This window comes from Caballeronia sp. LZ029 (assembly GCF_031451275.1).
Lineage (GTDB): Bacteria > Pseudomonadota > Gammaproteobacteria > Burkholderiales > Burkholderiaceae > Caballeronia > Caballeronia jiangsuensis.
This window is the reverse complement of record NZ_JARUXO010000001.1, coordinates 324,789-341,111: the sequence shown is the minus strand read 5'-3', so window position 1 is coordinate 341,111 and position 16,323 is coordinate 324,789. Positions and strand designations below refer to the sequence as shown.

General features: G+C 63.5%; 12 protein-coding genes. 5 read left to right on the top strand and 7 right to left on the bottom strand.

Annotated features, from left to right (window positions below):
• Positions 1-31: 31 nt before the first annotated feature.
• A complete protein-coding gene (locus QCE73_RS01655; RefSeq protein ID WP_309879520.1) occupies positions 32-4,126 on the bottom strand; it encodes an FAD/FMN-binding oxidoreductase in 4,095 nt (1,364 codons plus the stop codon).
• A 526-nt stretch (positions 4,127-4,652) separates the two neighbouring features.
• On the opposite strand from QCE73_RS01655, the gene ilvA reads away from it, so the two are divergent.
• The 3 genes from ilvA to queF are packed head-to-tail and all read left to right on the top strand — an operon-like array spanning position 4,653 to position 7,918.
• Entirely contained in the window at positions 4,653-6,176 is a 1,524-nt protein-coding gene (ilvA, locus tag QCE73_RS01650; protein WP_035497941.1) for a threonine ammonia-lyase, biosynthetic, read from the top strand.
• Between the two features lie 6 nt (positions 6,177-6,182).
• A complete protein-coding gene (locus tag QCE73_RS01645) occupies positions 6,183-7,097 on the top strand; it encodes a 5'-nucleotidase (RefSeq protein WP_035497631.1) in 915 nt (304 codons plus the stop codon).
• Positions 7,094-7,918: an NADPH-dependent 7-cyano-7-deazaguanine reductase QueF gene (gene queF, locus QCE73_RS01640; RefSeq protein ID WP_035497630.1), complete on the top strand. Its 825-nt coding sequence runs from the start codon at positions 7,094-7,096 to the stop codon at positions 7,916-7,918. Before QCE73_RS01645 ends, queF begins: the two co-directional genes overlap by 4 nt.
• A gap of 230 nt (positions 7,919-8,148) precedes the next feature.
• Here the strand turns inward: queF and QCE73_RS01635 are convergent, their stop codons facing one another.
• The 3 genes from QCE73_RS01635 to QCE73_RS01625 are packed head-to-tail and all read right to left on the bottom strand — an operon-like array spanning position 8,149 to position 10,935.
• Positions 8,149-8,529, bottom strand: a complete 381-nt coding sequence (locus tag QCE73_RS01635; protein ID WP_035497629.1) for a RidA family protein — start codon at positions 8,527-8,529, stop codon at positions 8,149-8,151.
• Between the two features lie 31 nt (positions 8,530-8,560).
• Positions 8,561-10,045 (bottom strand): D-aminoacylase, encoded by a 1,485-nt coding sequence (locus QCE73_RS01630; protein WP_309879518.1) that lies wholly within the window; start codon positions 10,043-10,045, stop codon positions 8,561-8,563.
• A 2-nt stretch (positions 10,046-10,047) separates the two neighbouring features.
• The gene (locus QCE73_RS01625; RefSeq protein ID WP_035497626.1) at positions 10,048-10,935 is read right to left on the bottom strand and encodes a MurR/RpiR family transcriptional regulator; all 888 of its coding nucleotides are present in this window, start codon (positions 10,933-10,935) and stop codon (positions 10,048-10,050) included.
• A 145-nt stretch (positions 10,936-11,080) separates the two neighbouring features.
• Between QCE73_RS01625 and QCE73_RS01620 the strand changes: the two genes are divergently transcribed.
• The gene (locus QCE73_RS01620; protein ID WP_309879516.1) at positions 11,081-12,355 is read left to right on the top strand and encodes an amino acid deaminase; all 1,275 of its coding nucleotides are present in this window, start codon (positions 11,081-11,083) and stop codon (positions 12,353-12,355) included.
• Here the strand turns inward: QCE73_RS01620 and QCE73_RS01615 are convergent.
• Both QCE73_RS01615 and QCE73_RS01610 read right to left on the bottom strand, forming a co-directional pair.
• The gene (locus QCE73_RS01615) at positions 12,352-12,822 is read right to left on the bottom strand and encodes a MarR family winged helix-turn-helix transcriptional regulator (protein ID WP_035497940.1); all 471 of its coding nucleotides are present in this window, start codon (positions 12,820-12,822) and stop codon (positions 12,352-12,354) included. The two genes, QCE73_RS01620 and QCE73_RS01615, sit on opposite strands and share 4 nt — an antisense overlap.
• A 17-nt stretch (positions 12,823-12,839) precedes the next feature.
• Positions 12,840-14,435, bottom strand: coding sequence for an MDR family MFS transporter (locus QCE73_RS01610; RefSeq protein ID WP_309879515.1), 1,596 nt, complete (start codon positions 14,433-14,435; stop codon positions 12,840-12,842).
• 106 nt (positions 14,436-14,541) lie between these two features.
• Here QCE73_RS01610 and QCE73_RS01605 point away from each other — a divergent pair, with 106 nt between their 5' ends.
• Positions 14,542-15,390, top strand: a complete 849-nt coding sequence (locus QCE73_RS01605; protein WP_309879514.1) for an EcsC family protein — start codon at positions 14,542-14,544, stop codon at positions 15,388-15,390.
• Here QCE73_RS01605 and QCE73_RS01600 read toward each other — a convergent pair.
• Positions 15,360-16,304: an alpha/beta hydrolase gene (locus tag QCE73_RS01600; protein WP_309879513.1), complete on the bottom strand. Its 945-nt coding sequence runs from the start codon at positions 16,302-16,304 to the stop codon at positions 15,360-15,362. The two genes, QCE73_RS01605 and QCE73_RS01600, sit on opposite strands and share 31 nt — an antisense overlap.
• Positions 16,305-16,323: the final 19 nt, after the last annotated feature.

Here is a 16,323-nt window from a genome sequence, read left to right as displayed (position 1 = left end):
AACCTCTAGCGAATCAACCTCGATTTCGCTATTACACCAGCACGCGCTCGATACCGCCATTGTTCGCGTGTTCGACATACTGTTCCATCCAGTTCTCGCCGAGCACCTTGCGCGCCATTTCCACGACGATATAGTCCGCCTCGATGTTGGCGTCCTCGTTGTAGCGCGACAGGCCTTGCAGGCACGACGGGCAGCTCGTGAGAATTTTCACGTCCTGACCATTCGGCTGCGGACCGTCGCCGGCCTTGAGCACCGAACCCGGTTGCGCGCCCGCCGCGCCGGCCGCTGCGTTCGACATGTTGATCGCGTTCGCGCCCGCTTCCGCGACGAGCGGAATGCCGCGCAGCCTCGCCGCGCCCTTGCGGATCTCTTCTTCCTTGCGGAAACGCACCTGCGTCGAAATATCGGGCCGCGTGACCGCGAGCGTCCCCGACTCGCCGCAGCAGCGATCGTTCTTCTCGATCTTGTAGCCGTCGTTTTGCGAACCCATCAGATCGTTGACGAGCTTGACCGGGTCCATCGTCTTGATCGGCGAGTGACACGGGTCGTGGTACATGTAGCGTGTGCCCGTCACTCCGTCGAGCTTGATGTTCTTCTCGAGCAGGAATTCGTGAATGTCGATGATCCGGCAGCCCGGGAAGATCTTCTCGAATTCATAGCCCGCGAGCTGGTCGTAGCAGGTTCCGCACGACACGACCACGGTCTTGATATCGAGATAGTTCAGCGTGTTCGCGACCCGATGGAACAGCACGCGATTGTCCGTGACGATCTTCTCGGCCTTGTCGTATTGCCCGGAGCCGCGCTGCGGATAACCGCAGCACAGATAGCCCGGCGGCAACACGGTCTGTACGCCCGCTTCCCACAGCATGGCCTGCGTCGCGAGCCCGACTTGCGAGAACAGACGCTCCGAACCGCAGCCGGGGAAATAGAACACGGCTTCCGAATCGACGGTGGTCGTCTTCGGATTGCGGATGATCGGGACGATCTTGTTGTCTTCGATATCCAGCAGCGCGCGCGCCGTCTTCTTCGGCAGATTGCCCGGCATCTTCTTGTTCATGAAGTGGATCACCTGCGTGACCACGGGCGGCTTGCCGACCGTCGCGGGCGGTTTCGCCGTCTGCTTCTTCGTGAATTTCTTCAGCACGTCGTTGCCGAAACGCTGCGCCTTGTAGCCGACACCCATCATCGCGGTGCGCGCGAGATTGATGGTCTGCGGATTGGTCGCATTGAGGAAGAACATGCCCGCCGCGTTGCCCGCGTTGAACTTCTTCTTGCCCATCTTGCGCAGCAGATTGCGCATATTCATCGTGACATCGCCGAAGTCGATCTTCACCGGGCACGGCGTCACGCACTTGTGGCAGACGGTGCAGTGATCGGCGACGTCGTTGAACTCGTCCCAATGCTTGATCGATACACCGCGGCGCGTCTGCTCTTCGTACAGGAACGCCTCGACCAGCAGCGAAGTCGCGAGAATCTTGTTGCGCGGGCTATACAGCAGGTTCGCGCGCGGCACGTGCGTCGCGCAGACCGGCTTGCACTTGCCGCAGCGCAGGCAGTCCTTGATCGAATCGGAGATCGCGCCGATATCCGACTGCTGCATGATGAGCGACTCGTAGCCCATCAGCCCGAAGCTCGGCGTGTACGCGTTGCGCAAGTCCGCGCCTTCGAACAGCTTGCCCTTGTTGAAACGTCCGTGCGGATCGACGCGCTGCTTGTACGCGCGGAAATCGCCGATTTCCTCTTCGGTCAGAAACTCCAGCTTGGTGATGCCGATGCCGTGCTCGCCCGAGATCACGCCGTCGAGCGAACGCGCGAGCTTCATGATGCGCGCCACCGCGTGATGCGCGTCCTGCAGCATCGCGTAGTTGTCGGAATTGACGGGGATGTTGGTGTGCACGTTGCCATCGCCCGCGTGCATGTGCAGCGCGACGAACACACGGCCGCGCAACACCTGCTTGTGGATGGCCTGCGCTTCGTCGAGGATCGGCTTGAATTCGCCGCCGTTGAAGATCTGGCGCAGTTCCCCGCGAATCTCCTGCTTCCACGAGATGCGCACCGTGCGGTCCTGCGCAACGTGGAAGATGTTCGCGTCCGGCTGCACGTCGACGCGATCCGCAAATTTCTCCGCAAGCGCCGCGTAGCCGAGATTGACGAGATAGTGCTGCGCCTCGCGCAAAGGCATGTCGAGCTTTTCGCCGACGAAGGTCCAGCGCTCGCGCACGCGCTTCAACAGATCGAGCGCCTGTTGCACGCGGTCTTCGAGCAGCTCGGCGCTAGGAATTTCGTTCGCGTCGTCGGTCTTGCCGAGCGGCAGCTTGCCGGTGCGGAAAAACGCTTCGAGCGCATCGACGAGTTGCAGCTTGTTCTTGATCGACAGCTCGATATTGATGCGCTCGATGCCGTCCGTGTACTCGCCCATGCGATTGAGCGGAATCACGACGTCTTCGTTGATCTTGAACGCGTTCGTGTGCTTGGCGATCGCCGCCGTGCGCGAGCGGTCGAGCCAGAAACGCTTGCGCGCCTCGGCGTTCACCGCGACGAAGCCTTCGCCGCTCTTGCCGTTCGCCATGCGCACGACTTCGGAGGTCGCGGCGGCGACGGCATCGGCGTCATTGCCGACGATATCGCCGATCAGCACCATCTTCGGGAAAGCGTTGCGCTTGCTCTTGGTCGCATAGCCGACCGCGCGCAGATAGCGTTCGTCGAGATGCTCCAGACCGGCCAGGATCGCGCCGCCCTCTTTCGACGTTTCGAACAGATAGTCCTTGATCTCGACGATGCTCGGAATCGCGTCCCGCGCCTGGCCGAAGAATTCGAGGCAGACGGTGCGCGTGTGCGCGGGCATCTTGTGCAAGATCCAGCGCGCGGACGTGATCAGCCCGTCGCAGCCTTCCTTCTGCACGCCGGGAAGACCGGCGAGGAATTTATCGGTGACGTCCTTGCCGAGCCCTTCCTTGCGGAACGTGCGGCCGGTGATGTCGAGGTTTTCGCTGCGTAGCAGCTTCTCGCCCGGCGGACGATTGCCGTCGAACCAGTCGAGCCGGAAGCGCGCCACTTCGACGTCGTGAATCTTGCCGCAGTTGTGATCCAGACGCGTGACTTCGAGCCAGTTGCCTTCCGGATCGACCATGCGCCACCAGGCGAGGTTGTCGAGCGCCGTGCCCCACAGCACGGCCTTCTTGCCGCCCGCGTTCATCGCGACATTGCCGCCAACGCAGGATGCATCGAGCGAAGTCGGATCGACGGCGAACACGAAGCCCGCCTGCTCCGCCGCTTCCGTGACGCGCCGCGTGACGACGCCCGCGCCAGAGAAAATCGTCGCGACCTTGTGATCGACGCCCGGCAGATCGGTCATTTCGACGGGACCGAGCTGTTCGAGCTTTTCCGTATTGATGACAGCGGAGAACGGCGTGAGCGGAATCGCGCCGCCGGTATAGCCGGTGCCGCCGCCGCGCGGAATCACGGTCAGGCCCAGTTCGAAGCACGCCTTGATCAGACCGGCGATTTCACCTTCGGTGTCCGGCGTCAGCACGACGAAGGGATATTCGACGCGCCAGTCGGTCGCGTCGGTGACGTGCGAGACGCGCGACAGGCCGTCGAACTTGATGTTGTCCTTCTGCGTTTCGCGGCCCAATACCCGCGACGCGCGGCGGCGCAAGTCGGCCATGCGGCCGAACTCGGCGGCGAAATCATCGACGGCGCGGCGCGCGGCGGCAATCAGCAACTGCACGCGCCCGGCGCGCTCGCGGCTGCCGGCTTCGTCGCTGTGGGCGGTGAGATCGGCGCTGCGGCGCTTTTCGATTTCCGCGAGCCGGTGATTCAGCGCCTCGACCAGCAGCGCGCGGCGCTTCGGATTGTCGAGCAGGTCGTCCTGAAGATACGGATTGCGGCGCACGACCCAGATATCGCCGAGCACTTCGTACAGCATGCGCGCCGAGCGGCCCGTGCGGCGCTCGTTGCGCAGTTCGTCGAGCACGGCCCAGGCTTCGTCGCCGAGGAGCCGCATCACGATTTCACGATCGGAAAACGACGTGTAGTTATAGGGAATTTCGCGCAGACGGGGCTCGGCATCGAGCGCCAAGGCGGCATGGGCGCCGTTCGGATCGAAGGCTTGAGGTGCGTTCATGTTCGACGGTTCGGTGTGCCGACGCTCGCGCTTCGAAAAGCGGAAACGCCGACGATGCGCGTGGGGGCGCAAATTTTCGAATGAAACTTATCTTGGCGAAGGCCGCCGGGTCACGCAGCGCGGAACTCAGCGAGGTGAACTCCAATCACGGCGCCTTCGATGTGCCCTGGATCAACGCCACGATCGCGCGTGGCGCGCATGCCGCTCGGCCGCCGGGTGCGACGCGCGGGAGACATGCGCCCAAAAATCGATCCGAAGCTGCCGGTGCATCTGCCGATCCTGATTGCTGATTCGTAAAAGGAAATTCTAACCCATCGCGGTGGTTGACGTTCGCGGTAGCTAGCAGCGAGAAGGGGCTTTTGCATGCGCATTCGCGACGCGTTCGTGTCATTTTCGACGCTGTTTTGCACGACCGTCCGGACGGTCGAAACGCATGGCGTGCCCGGAAAGCGCGCGGTTGGCGCTATGATTGATGCTTTCGCCCTCAAAAACCCGCGCGCACCATTGCCGCGTGACGATTCCTCGCATGACACATCCCGACTACCTGAAGAAAGTGCTGACCGCGCGCGTGTACGACGTCGCGCGGGAGAGCGAGCTCGAACCCGCGCGCATCCTGTCGGCGCGTCTGCGCAATTCCGTGTTCCTGAAGCGCGAGGACAACCAGCCGGTGTTCTCCTTCAAGATTCGCGGCGCGTACAACAAGATGGCGAATCTGTCGGCGGACGAGCTTGCGCGCGGCGTGATCACGGCGTCGGCGGGCAATCATGCGCAGGGCGTGGCGCTGTCGGCGGCGCGTCTCGGCTGCCGCGCGGTGATCGCCGTGCCGACCACGACACCGCAAGTCAAGATCGACGCGATCCGCGCGCACGGCGGACCGACGGTCGAAGTGGTGCTCGCGGGCGAGTCGTACAGCGACGCATACGCGCGCGCCGTGCAGCTTCAGGAAGAGCGCGGCCTGACCTTCGTGCATCCGTTCGACGATCCGGATGTGATCGCCGGACAAGGCACCATCGCGATGGAAATCCTGCGCCAGCACCAGGCTCCGATTCACGCGATCTTCGTGCCGATCGGCGGAGGCGGGCTCGCGGCGGGCGTCGCGGCCTACATCAAGGCGGTGCGGCCGGAGATCAAGGTGATCGGCGTGCAGACCGAGGATTCCTGCGCGATGGCGAAGTCGATCGAAGCGGGCGAGCGCATCACGCTGAGCGAAGTCGGCCTGTTTTCGGACGGCACGGCGGTGAAGCTCGTCGGCGAGGAAACCTTCCGGCTGTGCAACGAACTGCTCGATGAAGTCGTCACTGTGGATTCCGACGCTCTCTGCGCCGCGATCAAGGACGTGTTCCAGGACACGCGCAGCGTGCTGGAACCGGCCGGTTCGCTCGCCGTCGCGGGCGCGAAGCTCTATGCGGAGCGCGAAGGCATCGAGGGCAAGACGCTCGTCGCGGTGACGTCGGGCGCGAACATGAATTTCGACCGCATGCGCTTCGTCGCGGAGCGCGCGGAAGTCGGCGAGGCGCGCGAAGCCGTGTTCGCCGTGACGATTCCCGAAGAGCGCGGCAGCTTCCGGCGCTTCTGCGAGCTCGTCGGCACACGCAGCGTAACCGAGTTCAACTACCGTATCGCCGATCAGAGCGCGGCGCATATCTTCGTCGGCGTGCAGATCAAGTCGCGCAAGGAAACGGCGCAGATGATGACGTCGTTCATCGAGCATGGTTTTGCGACCGTCGATCTGTCCCACGACGAACTCTCGAAGCAGCACATCCGCTACATGGTCGGCGGCCGGTCGCCGCTCGCGCAGGACGAACGCCTGCTGCGCTTCGAATTCCCGGAGCGCCCGGGCGCGCTGATGAAATTCCTGTCGTCGATGGCGCCGGAGTGGAACATCAGTCTGTTCCACTATCGCAATCAGGGCGCGGACTATAGCTCGATTCTCGTCGGCATTCAGGTGCCGCAGTCGGACAACGCGGAGTTCGAGCGCTTCCTCGCGACGCTCGGCTATCCGTGGTGGGACGAAGGCGCGAACCCCGTGTACAAGCTGTTCCTGGCGTAAGCGGCAATGCCGAAGTTCACGCTCGAAGACAAGCTCGTCGTCGCGATTTCGTCGCGCGCGCTCTTCGATTTCGAGGAAGAGAACCGCGTCTTCGAGACGGGCGATCTCGCGCAATACGAAGCGTTGCAACGCTCGCGGCTGGAGACGCCCGCGAAGCCGGGCGTCGCGTTCGGGCTGATCCGCAAGCTGCTCGCGCTGAACGCGGACGAGCAGCGCGTCGAAGTGGTGATACTTTCGCGCAGCGATCCGATCAGCGGTCTGCGCGCGTTTCATTCGTGCCGCGAGCATGGTCTCGCGATCGAGCGTGGCGTGTTCACGCGCGGCCGTTCGCCGTTCGCGTATCTGAAGCCGCTGCGTGCGTCGCTGTTCTTGTCGGCGAATCCGGACGATGTGCGCGACGCGCTCACCGCCGGTTTTCCCGCCGCGCGCGTGCTGCCGGAAACGCCGCGCGCAGCGAGCCGTTATGCGGACGAGATTCGCATCGCGTTCGATGGCGACGCCGTTCTGTTCTCCGACGAAGCCGAGCGCATATTTCAGAGCGAGGGGCTCGGTGCGTTCGTCGGCCACGAAACGCAGAAGAAGGATTCGCCGCTTCCTGGCGGACCGTTGAAGCCGCTGCTGGCGGCGTTGAACAAGCTGCAGCGCATCGCCGACGACAACGAAAGCCGCTCGCCGATGCACATCCGCACCGCGCTCGTCACCGCGCGCTCCGCGCCCGCACACGAACGCGCGATCCGGACGCTGATGGCCTGGGACATCGAAATCGACGAAGCGATGTTCCTGGGTGGCCTCGACAAGGGCGAATTCCTGCGTGAATTCGAGCCCGACTTTTTCTTCGACGATCAAATTCGCCACTGCGAATCGGCTCGCGTCGTCACTGCGACGGGGCACGTTCTCAGCGGCATTGCGAACGCATCATGACACCCGACCAATCTCCGCTCGGCAAGCCCGTCCACTACACCGAACAGTACGACGCATCGCTGCTGTTTCCGATCGACCGCAAGCGCGCGCGCGATTCGATCGGCGTGCCCGAGCGGCTGCCGTTCTTCGGCACGGATATCTGGAACGCCTATGAATTGTCGTGGCTGAACCGGCGCGGCAAGCCGCAGATCGCGGTCGCAACGTTCTTCGTGCCGGCGGACTCGCCGAATATCGTGGAGTCGAAGTCGTTCAAGCTGTATCTCGGCTCGTTCGCGCAGACGCCGTTCGATTCCATCGACGATGTGCGCGCCGCCATCAAGCGCGATGTGTCCGCGATCTGCGGCGCGACGGTGTCGGTGCAGCTCGCGGCGCCGGGCGACTTCGGCAAGCTGGCGATGGAGGAATTCGAGGGTTTGTCTCTGGACAGGCTCGATCTCGATTGCGATGTTTTCTCGCCGGATCCTTCTTTGCTGAAGGCGACTCATGACGAAGCGCCGACGGATGAGACGCTGTTCTCGAATCTGTTGAAATCGAATTGTCCGGTGACGGGACAGCCGGATTGGGGCAGCGTGCAAATCCGCTATTACGGCGGGCAGATCGATCACGCGGGGTTGTTGCGGTATATCGTTTCTTACCGCGGACATACCGGGTTCCATGAGCAATGCGTGGAGCGCATCTTCATGGACATCATGCGGGAGTGCAAGCCGGAGCGGCTTGCGGTGTATGCGCGTTATACGCGGCGCGGTGGGCTGGATATCAATCCGTTTCGGACGAACTTCAATTTGCCGATGCCGGATAATGCGCGGCTCGCGCGGCAGTAATTCTGCGACGGGTACGACGCAAATCGGCTTTCGCCGGATCCCGTTAGCGTGTTGGTTTATTGGCGTTGCCCCTCCCCGGGGCGGGGGTCACTTTCTTTGCTGCTGCAAAGAAAGTGACTGCCGCCCCGCACAGGGGCAGTGCTAATAGACCGACACGAACACGGGATCCGGCCCAAAAACCCCGGCTCGCGTCGATGCGCTTTCGCCATAAAAAAACGCAGCGATCGCCCTCACCCCTTCTTATAAGCCACGCAATCCACCTCGACCTTGCAGTCGATCACCATCGACGACACCACACAAGCCCGCGCCGGCGGATTCGCGCCGAAGTACTCCTTGAACACCTTGTTGAACGACGCGAAATCGCGCGGATCGTCCAGCCACACGCCGCAGCGCACGACATCTTCCGTGCCGTAGCCCGCTTCCTTCAAAATCGCGAGCACGTTCTGAATCGCCTTGTGCGATTGCTCGACGATGCCGCCGTTGATCACCTCGCCGTTTTCCATCGGCGTCTGGCCCGACACGAACAGCCAGCCATCCGCCTGAACCGCGCGTGCGAACGGCATGTGCGCGCCGCCTTGTCCCTTGCCACCTTCCACGCCATAACGCTTCATCGTCCTGCTCCTTTTTCAATAACCCAAGAATTCAAAACGCGCCCTGCGCATCGAGCTTCGATGCCGCCCCGCGCGCCACGAAACGTCCCGCGCGCGCGCCGGTCACGGCTTGCTCGCGATACGTCAAAACGCCATTCACCCAAACCGCGTCGATGCCGTCCGCCGCCTGCTGCGGCTTCGCAAACGTCGCGGCATCGCGCACACGCTCCGGATCGAACACGACCAGATCCGCGTGATATCCGACCTTCACCTCGCCGCGCTCGGCAAGACTGAAACGCCGCGCCGTCAGACTCGTCATCTTGCGCACCGCTTCTTCGAGCGGCATCAACGCCGTATCGCGCGCGTAATGGCCGAGCACGCGCGGAAACGCGCCCCACAAACGCGGATGCGGCAGCGGATCGTTCGGCAAGCCGTCGGAGCCGATCATCGTCGCGGGATGCGAGAGAATGCGCCGCACGTCGTCTTCCGACATGTTGTGATACACCGCGCCCGCCGGCTGCAGGCGCTTCGCCGCTTCCTGCTGGCTGACTTTCCATTCGTCGGCGACTTCGCGGATCAGCTTGCCCGCCATTTCCGGATGCGGCGTCGACCACGTGATCGTGATGTCGATGTCGCCGGTCACCTGCTTCAGATCGAGCGTCGACGAACTCCGGTTGTACGGATAACAATCGCAGCCGACCGGCTGTCCATCGCGCGTAGCTTCGATCGACTTCAGCACTTCCGTGCTGCGCCCCCAGTTCGATGGCCCCGCGCACTTCAGATGCGAAATCACCACCGGCACGCGCGCATGACGGCCGACGCGGTACGCCTCGTCCATCGCGTCGAGAATCGCGTCGAATTCGGTGCGCATGTGCGTCGTGTAGAGCGCGCCCGCCTTGGCCAGCGGCTCGGCCAGCGCCTGCACTTCCTCCGGCGGCGCGCTGAACGCCGATCCGTACGCGAGCCCGCTCGACAAGCCGAGTGCGCCGTTATCCAGCGCTTCTTCGAGCTGCGCGCGCATACCCGCGACTTCATCCCCGCTCGCCGCGCGATCAAGCCGGTCCATATGATTGTTGCGCAGCGCCGTATGCCCGATCAGCGCGCCGACATTCACCGCCGGACGCGCTTCGTTGACCGCATCTACATAGGCGGCAAAGGTCGGATACTTGAACGCGGCGGCGTCGCCGAGCAGGTTCATCGGATCGGGCGGATCGCCCTTCAGCGTCACCGGCGACGCGCTGATCCCGCAATTGCCCACGATCACCGTCGTCACGCCCTGCGTGATCTTCGGCATCATCTGCGGCGAGCGGATCACGTGCGTGTCGTCGTGCGTGTGGACGTCGATGAAACCGGGCGCGAGTACTTTGCCCGCGGCGTCGAAGGTTTCGTCGGCGTTCCAGCCGGACAAGCCGCCCGGCGCCTCGATCGCGACGATGCGCCCGTCGCGCACGGCGACATCGCGCTCGACGGCGGGCGCGCCCGTGCCGTCGATCAGGCGCGCGCCGACGATCAGCGTGTCGGCTTTCAACGATTCCATGATCAGTCTCCCAAGGGTTGACGCTCGCCGCCGCCGCGATGCGAATCGAGCGCGTGTTTCATGCGGCGCAACAGTTCGCGGCTGTGGTCGGCCTGCTTGACCGCCAGTTCGGTGACGAGCAAATCGAGCGCCATCATCATCGCGTAGCGGGACGACGACGGTTTGTAAATGAAGTCGGATTCGATCGCGATGACCGGAATCAGCCAGTCCGCGAGCGCGCCCAGTGGCGACGCGGGCGCGGTCAGCGCGATCACGCGCGCGCCGTACTGTTTCGCGAGCTGACAGCTTTCGACCATCTCAGGCGTCTGTCCCGTCACCGATAACGCAACCACGACATGTTCCTTCGATAACGTCGACGCGACCATCCGCTGCAACAGCCCATCCTGATACGACGCAACCGGCCGGCCGAGTCGCACGAGGCGAAAGCGCATCTCGTCGGCGAGCGCAGTCGAGCCGCCGCCCATGCCGAACACGTAGATCATCGATGCCGCGGCAAGCGCGTCTGCGGCTTCGGCGATCGGCGACGCGGCAAGCGCGCCCTGATTCTGCGCCAGCGTCGCCTGCACTTCCTCGAAGATGCGCGCGGCGAGCGAATCGGGCACGGCATCGGGTTCGCGCTTCAGGAAGCGCTGACCGACCGCGGCCGCCTGCGCGAGCCGGAGCTTCAGTTCGCGCACGTCCACGCAGCCGACCGCCTTCGCGAAACGCGTCACGGTGGCGATGCTCACTTCCGCCTTGTCGGCCAGCGCGCCGATGCTCGCGCGCGAAGCGCCCGTCAGGTCGTCGAGAATCAGCGCGGCGACCTTGCGCTCGGCGCTGCGCAACTCGGGCGCGCGCTCTGCGATGCGTGCGACGATGTCGAAACTGAGCATGTCGGCGTGGCCGTTCATATCGAATTGCGGGTTTACGTGATGGTCGTGTTACTAAATAACATTTCCATCGCGGATGCTACTTTGGTTAACATAGCACCGTCAACTCTGATGCGCATCGAGTCGTGCACAGGGCTTATTTAAACGGACGATGGAGTAGTAGCACATGAAAGTTACAAACTATCAGAACGCGACGATCGACCCGTTCGGCAAGGGTCTCGGCATGGTGCCGGGCACGAGCATCCAGTTGAACGACGCGCAGCGTCTGCAATGGAGTCTGCTCGAAGAGGACGTGAGCCTGCCCGCCGCCGTGCTCTATTCCGATCGCATCGAGCACAACCTGAAGTGGATGCAGGCATTCGTCGGCGAGTACGGCGTGAAGCTCGCGCCGCACGGCAAGACGACGATGGCCCCGCAACTCTTTCGCCGTCAGCTCGACGCCGGCGCGTGGGGCATCACGCTCGCGACCGCGCATCAGGTGCGCGCGGCGTATCGCGGCGGCGTGCATCGCATCCTGATGGCGAATCAGCTCGTCGGCAAACGCAACATGGGCATGATCGCCGAGCTGCTCACCGATCCGAATTTCGAGTTTTTCTGTCTGGTCGATTCAGCCGATGGCGTCGATCAGCTCGGCGAATTCTTCAACTCGGTGCGCAAGAAGCTGAACGTGCTGATCGAGCTCGGCGTGCCGGGCGGACGCACCGGCGTGCGCGACGACACGCAACGCGATGCGGTGCTCGCCGCGATCGCGCGCTGGCAGGGCACGATCGAACTTGCGGGCATCGAATTGTATGAAGGCGTGCTGCAGGACGAAACGAAAGTTCGCGAGTTCCTGCAAAGCGCCGTCGATACGACGCGCAAGCTGATCGCGGAAGGCAAGATCGCGCGCAAGCCCGCGATTCTCTCGGGCGCGGGATCGGCGTGGTATGACGTCGTCGCAGACGAATTCGCGAAGGCCAACAGCGACGCGATCGAAGTCGTGCTGCGTCCGGGCTGCTATCTGACGCATGACGTCGGGATCTACAAGAAGGCGCAGAACGAGATCTTCGCGCGCAATCCGATCGCGAAGAAGATGGGGCAAGGTTTGAAGCCGGCGCTGCAATTGTGGGCGTATGTGCAGTCGATTCCGGAGCCGGATCGCGCGATCATCGGGCTCGGCAAGCGCGATTCCGCGTTCGACGCGGGCATGCCCGAGCCGGCGAAGCATTATCGTCCCGGCAACGAAGCGCCGCGCGATGTTTCGCCCGACGAAGGCTGGGAGATTTTCGGGCTGATGGACCAGCACGCGTACTTGCGGATCAAGCCGGGCGACGACGTGAAGGTCGGCGACATGATCGCGTTCGACATCTCGCACCCGTGCCTGACCTTCGACAAGTGGCGTCAGGTGCTCGTCGTCGATCCGAAGTATCGCGTCACCGAAGTGATCGAAACGTTCTTTTAAGCTTTTTCTTCGACGGCGGCCGCTTGTGACGCATTCGCGGCCGCGACTTCCTGAAGGCGTCGCTCGAACATGTGAAGCGCGCTCGACAACGCTTCGATCGCCTCATCGGGCAGCGAGGCCATCGTGTCGTGCAGAAACGCGTTGCGACGCGGCAGGCTTTCTTCGGCCATCGCGCGCCCTTGCGCCGTCAGCGTGACATTCGATACGCGATTGTCGCGTGCATCGACACTGCGCACGATCCAGCCGAGTCCTTCCAGCGTCTTCAGTTGCCGCGTCAGCGCGCCCGGGTCCACCTTCAGACGCTCGACGAGTCGCTTCTGCGACAGCACGCCAGCGTGCTCGTGCAACGCGAGCAGAATGCGCCAGCGCGGCATCGGCTGGCCGACGGCGGCCTCGAACGCCGACATGAACGCGCGATACGTGCGCCCGAACTGCTGCACCACGGCGATACGGTCCTGTTCATTCATGCTTTCGATTTCCGTAGTCATTCGGCGAGGATGACGGGTTCCTGCGGCCCTTTCAGCCGCACCGGCGGCACGCGGCGCGACTGCCACAGCGACACCACCGCGACCAGCGCCGCCAGCGCCAGGCCGATGTGAATCGCCGCGACGAGCGCCTCGCGCGCGGCTTCGAGCAACATCGCGCCGTTATGGCCAGCGGCCGTCAGTTGCGAAAGCAGCGCCTGTTGTCCTTCGCGGTTGATGAGAATCTGCGGATCGGAGAGATCGCCGGCCCATCGCAGCGCGTGATCTCGTTCGAGCGCGAGATTCACACCGCTCGCGTACAGGTGGCTCACGAGCGTACCCGTGAGCGCGGTGCCGATCATCCCGCCGATCATGCGCAGCGATTGCAGCAACGCGGTCGCGATGCCCAGATGCGCGCGCCCTGCCGTCTGCTGCGCGAACACGGTGAGATTCGGCATCACGAAGCCGAGCCCCAGACCGCCGAGCACCATGATCGCGAGCAACATCGAGCGCGGCATGTTGTGCGTGGCGACGACGATGCCCAGACACGACACGGCGAGCAACGCGAAGCCGACATACAGCATCAGATTGGCGTTCTTCAGGCGCGTGACGATGCGCCCGTTCACGATGCTGCCGATCGTGATGAACACGACGAGCGGCGTGATCACGATGCCCGCGTCCTTCGGCGACATGCCGAAGCCGCCCTGGAAAAGCAACGGCGCATAGAACAGCAGCGAGAACATCGTGAAACCGCCGAGAATCGCGAGCGTGAAGAGCGCGGCGAGCGCCTTGTTGCGGAACATGTCGACGGGCAGAATCGCGTAGTCGCAACGCATTTCCCACTTCCACAGCGCGATGCCGGCAGCGACGCTCATCACGAGCAGCGCGACGCTCTCGGCGCCGACGCCGTGCTTCGGCAGCATTTCGACGAACAACTGCAATGCGCCGAGCGCCACCGCGATGAGCACGGCGCCGGGCCAGTCGAGGCGCATCTTGCCTTCATGCGCAACGTGGCGCAGATGCGGCAGAAAGCGCCACACGAAAAAGAGCGAGACCACGCCCACCGGCAGATTCACGTAAAACACCGAGCGCCAGCCGTAGTATTGCGTGAGAAAACCGCCGAGCGTCGGCCCGACCGCGTTGGCGATGCCGAACGCCGAGCTCATCAGCACTTGCCAGCGCAGGCGCACGACGTTGTCCGGAAAGAGATCGGCGATGCACGCGAACGCAGTGCCGACGAGCATCCCGCCGCCGATGCCCTGCAACCCGCGCGCGAGCACGAGGAACATCATGCTGTTGGCGAGACCGCAGAGCACGGACGCGACGGTGAACACGACAATCGACGCAATCACGAACGGCTTGCGGCCGTAGTAATCGCCGAGCCGGCCGAAAATCGGCACAGTGATGACGGAAGTCAGAAGATACGACGTGGCGACCCACGCGTAGAGATCGAAGCCTTTAAGCTCGGCGACGATCGTTGGCAGCGCGGTGCCGACCACGGTTTGATCGAGCGCGACGAGCATCGTGACGAACGAGACGCCCAGCATCGCCATGAGGGATTCGCGGAAAGGCAGAACCTGTCCGCTGGAATGATGCGCGGCTGTGTGAACGGCCATTTTTTGTAAGCGCAATGATTGACTAGTCAACGGAAATGGAATCATAGCACGGTGACGCACTCTAATTTTCGTGGCAATTCACCATTTACGGGACAGAAGACATCGCATGGAACCGACGCCGATCATTACCTCGCCGCTCACGACCGAAGATTTCGCGGCCCTGACCCGCGCGAAGGAAGCCTTGGAAAGCCCGTCGCTGACGATGAAGCTGGCGAGCGTCGTCGGCGCGCCCATCGAAAAGCTGATGGGCCGCATGCCGGCCGCCGCGCAGGACAAAGTCGATGAAGCGACGCAACTCGCGCTGAAAAAGTGCCTTCAGCTCGCGTTGCGCACGATCGGCAAGAGCGCGCCGTCCGATTCGCTGCTCGCGCCGCCGCCCGACAAGCCGCACAACCTGATGCACAAGCTGGCCGTCGCGACGACCGGCGCGGCGGGCGGCGCGTTCGGGCTGTTCGCATTGCCGGTCGAATTGCCGGTGACTACCACGCTGATGTTCCGCTCGATCTGCGATATCGCGCGTAGCGAGGGCGAGGACGTGCATCGCGTCGAAACTCAATTGCAATGCATGATGGTGCTCGGCATGGGCGGCGCCAAAGCCAGCGACGACACCGCCGATATCGGCTACTTCATCGTGCGCGGCGCGCTCGCGCAGTCGGTTTCGCGTGCGACGAACGAAATTGCCGCGAAGGGACTCAGCAGTCATGGATCGACGGCGCTGCTCAAGTTCTTGCAGACGATCGCGTCGAGGTTCTCGGTGCAGGTCAGCGAACAGGTGGCCGCGAAGTCGATTCCGGCGATCGGCGCAGTGCTCGGCGCGATGGTCAACACGGTGTTCATCGACCACTTTCAGCAGATGGCGCATGGCCACTTCACCGTGCGCAGGCTGGAGCGGCGCTATGGCGCATCGGCCGTCGAGCGGGCGTATCAGACGATCGAGGTCATGGGCGGAAGATGAGTCCGGGACGCCGAGATTGCGCCGTCGATGAACGCGGCGGCGTGCGCGAGCGCATCGCGTGCTTCGGGCATGAACGGCGTCCAAATCTGGAAGATATGCGGAACGTTGCGCCAGATCTCCAACTCGACGCGCACGCCGGCCGCGCGGGCTTTCGTCGCGATTCGAGTCGAATCATCCAGCAAGAGTTCGGTGTCGCCGACCTGGATCAACAGCGGCGGCAAGCCTTCGAACTCGCCGAATACCGGCGAGGCGTAGGGATTTCGCGCATCGGCCGAGCCGAGATACTGCGCGGCCACCCGAGGAAATATCGACGCGTGATACATCGGATCGCGACCGTCGTTGGTTCGCATCGACTCGCCGCTACAGGCCAAATCGGTCCACGGAGAAAACAGCACGGCGGCTGCGGGAAGCGGATCGCCCGCATCGCGTAGCGCGAGAAGCGTCGCGAGCGCGAGGCCGCCGCCGGCCGAGTCTCCTGCTATCGCGATCGACTGCGCGGGAACGCCGTCTCCGAGCAAGCGACGGTATGCGGCGACGCTATCATCGAGCGCCGCGGGAAAGCGATGTTCTGGCGCGAGACGGTAATCGAGCGAGAAGACGCGCGCATTTGACCGCGTGGCCAATCCGAACGCGATCGCGCGATGACTGCGCGGCGAACAGAAGTAATAGCCGCCGCCATGCAGATAGAGAATGGTTGCGCGTGGATTCATCGGCGGTGTGAGCCATTCGCCGCGTGGCGCGCCTTTGTCGCTCGTCTCGCGGATATCGAGCCGCCAGCCTTTCGGCACGCGTGGCGACCAGATTCGACGGGATGCGTAACTTCGCGCCAATTCGACATCGAGTTCGGGCTTCGCGCTGTGTGGACGCATGCGCATACGTACTGCCCAGCAAGCGAGGGCGCTTTGCCAGCTCATCGTCGGTCGATCCCGCCTG

Bases quoted from the DNA above. Each gene is read 5' to 3' on its own strand.
- QCE73_RS01655 (WP_309879520.1), bottom strand. From the start codon at position 4,126: ATGAACGCACCTCAAGCCTTCGATCCGAACGGCGCCCATGCCGCCTTG.
- ilvA (WP_035497941.1), top strand. From the start codon at position 4,653: ATGACACATCCCGACTACCTGAAGAAAGTGCTGACCGCGCGCGTGTAC.
- QCE73_RS01645 (WP_035497631.1), top strand. From the start codon at position 6,183: ATGCCGAAGTTCACGCTCGAAGACAAGCTCGTCGTCGCGATTTCGTCG.
- queF (WP_035497630.1), top strand. From the start codon at position 7,094: ATGACACCCGACCAATCTCCGCTCGGCAAGCCCGTCCACTACACCGAA.
- QCE73_RS01635 (WP_035497629.1), bottom strand. From the start codon at position 8,529: ATGAAGCGTTATGGCGTGGAAGGTGGCAAGGGACAAGGCGGCGCGCAC.
- QCE73_RS01630 (WP_309879518.1), bottom strand. From the start codon at position 10,045: ATGGAATCGTTGAAAGCCGACACGCTGATCGTCGGCGCGCGCCTGATC.
- QCE73_RS01625 (WP_035497626.1), bottom strand. From the start codon at position 10,935: ATGAACGGCCACGCCGACATGCTCAGTTTCGACATCGTCGCACGCATC.
- QCE73_RS01620 (WP_309879516.1), top strand. From the start codon at position 11,081: ATGAAAGTTACAAACTATCAGAACGCGACGATCGACCCGTTCGGCAAG.
- QCE73_RS01615 (WP_035497940.1), bottom strand. From the start codon at position 12,822: ATGAATGAACAGGACCGTATCGCCGTGGTGCAGCAGTTCGGGCGCACG.
- QCE73_RS01610 (WP_309879515.1), bottom strand. From the start codon at position 14,435: ATGGCCGTTCACACAGCCGCGCATCATTCCAGCGGACAGGTTCTGCCT.
- QCE73_RS01605 (WP_309879514.1), top strand. From the start codon at position 14,542: ATGGAACCGACGCCGATCATTACCTCGCCGCTCACGACCGAAGATTTC.
- QCE73_RS01600 (WP_309879513.1), bottom strand. From the start codon at position 16,304: ATGAGCTGGCAAAGCGCCCTCGCTTGCTGGGCAGTACGTATGCGCATG.